At 34.5% G+C, this 2,021-nt stretch carries 1 protein-coding gene; it reads left to right on the forward strand.

From position 1 onward, the window contains the following. A partial coding sequence (locus JEY82_RS19650; RefSeq protein ID WP_304089029.1) for an IS1634 family transposase occupies positions 1-1,827 on the forward strand: 1,827 nt, incomplete at its 5' end. Between the last annotated feature and the right edge of the window lie 194 nt (positions 1,828-2,021).

The raw sequence follows: 2,021 nt of genomic DNA on the forward strand, positions 1-2,021 counted from the left end.
AATAAGAAATATAAAGAAACCGAGCGAATCACCTTTCGTCTTTCTGAATCCATCCGGACACCGAATGGACCAAGGCAGAGAACTATCCTCAATTTGAAGGGTTTTTCTCTTCCTATCGAGAAATGGAAAATTTTAGCAGACACTATTGAAGCATTTTTGAAAGATCAACCTGTTTTATATCTTGATCCGGAAATAGAACAGCTGGCTTTACACTATTCAACCTTAATCAGAGAAAAGAGGCTTCGCGAGAAGGCAAGTATTGCCGTAGTTGTTGATGAGAAAGATTGCGATTTCCATGAAGTAGATGTAAAATCACTTAAAAATCAAGTTGCCAGAACAGTTGGAGCTGAACATGTCGGACTATCTGTTTATAAGGAGTTAGAGCTTGATAAATTCTTTCAAAATATGGGATTTAGCAAGCATCAAGAAAATGTTGCAGCCCTTTCAATTATTGGGCGATTAGTTAATCCTGCGAGCGAGAATTCAACAAGAACATGGGCTCAGAAAATATCCGGATTAGATTCCCTTTTAGGGTGTAATTTCGCAGACTTATCAAATAACAGCTTATACCGCATAGCAGATAAAATCTATGAACACAAAGATGCATTAGAGAAGCATCTTAGTGATAAAGAAAAAGATTTATTCAATCTTCAAGAGAAGATGGTATTTTATGATTTAACAAATACTTATCTTGAGGGTAATGGGATAGAAAATGCTAAAGCGATGTTTGGACGTTCGAAAGAGAAAAGAAGTGATTGTCGATTATTAACACTTGGATTAATTATCGATGAACATGGTTTTCCTAAAGCCAGCAGATTAATGCCGGGCAATCAATATGAGCCGGACAGTTTGATTAATATGATTGCACAATTGGAAGGTATTGATGTCTCTGAACTGGAGAAAACAAAAGGCAGTAAAAAGAATCAGACTGTAATAATGGATGCAGGTATTTCAATAGAAAGAAATTTAAAAATGTTAGAAGAATATGGATATGACTATATCTGCGTAGCCCGAACTAAACCTATTCCTCAAAGTGAAATAGAGAAAGCAGAGCTTAAAGAGATCCATACGACTAAGAATAACAGCATAGAAGTAAAGCTTTTTGAGAGTGAAAAAGAGAATATATTGTATTGTCATAGTTTACTCAAGAGTAAAAAAGAACAAGCCATGCTGGATAAGTTTAAGAAAAAGTTTGAAGAAGAACTTGAGGCAACACGATTGTCTCTGGCGAAGCCACACGGCACAAAAAAATATGAAAAAGTGATAGAAAAAATTGGACGGATTAGAGAGCGTAACTCTGCAATTTCAAGATATTATGAGATTAAATTAACCAGAGATCCAAAGAGTAATAAGGTAGCAGATATTACCTGGAATGCTGTTGAGTTAGAGAAACAAAACTTTAGGTTTTCAGGTTCATATTTTCTAAAAACCAGTCGAAGAGATTTAGATGAAGAGTCTCTATGGAATATATATAGTACTCTGACAATGGTTGAAGCTGCATTTAGAAGTTTGAAAAGTGAACTGGCATTTCGTCCTGTTTATCATCGTAAAGAAAACAGAGCCGACAGTCATCTGTTTATTGCTGTTATCGCTTATCATTTGTTAAACACAATAAGAACAAAATTAAAACAACAAGATTTGCATATTTCATGGGAAAAAATCCGTGAAATTATGAACACCCAAGTTGCCGTAACTTCTGAATTTAGAACAAGAAGTGGAAATATGATTTTGATAAGACAATCCACTGAACCGGAAATTTTTCATTCGGAAATTTATAAGGCATTGAATATAGATCCTAGACCTTTTAAACAAAGAATAGCAAAATAGAATATAATAAATAAAGATTTAATGGTATAAACACCATTAAACCCATAAAAATAAAGAAAAACAGTAATAATATGATGAGCTGTTGTTGTTTCATCCTATTAAACCCTTTCAGGGTAAGTTTTTTGTGAGATTCCTGTCCCGGGGTTGCAATCCCTTCAGGATTTTAACCCCGGGCTAAACTATTTATCCCCTTT

It is taken from the genome of Maridesulfovibrio ferrireducens (assembly GCF_016342405.1).
GTDB lineage: Bacteria > Desulfobacterota > Desulfovibrionia > Desulfovibrionales > Desulfovibrionaceae > Maridesulfovibrio > Maridesulfovibrio ferrireducens_A.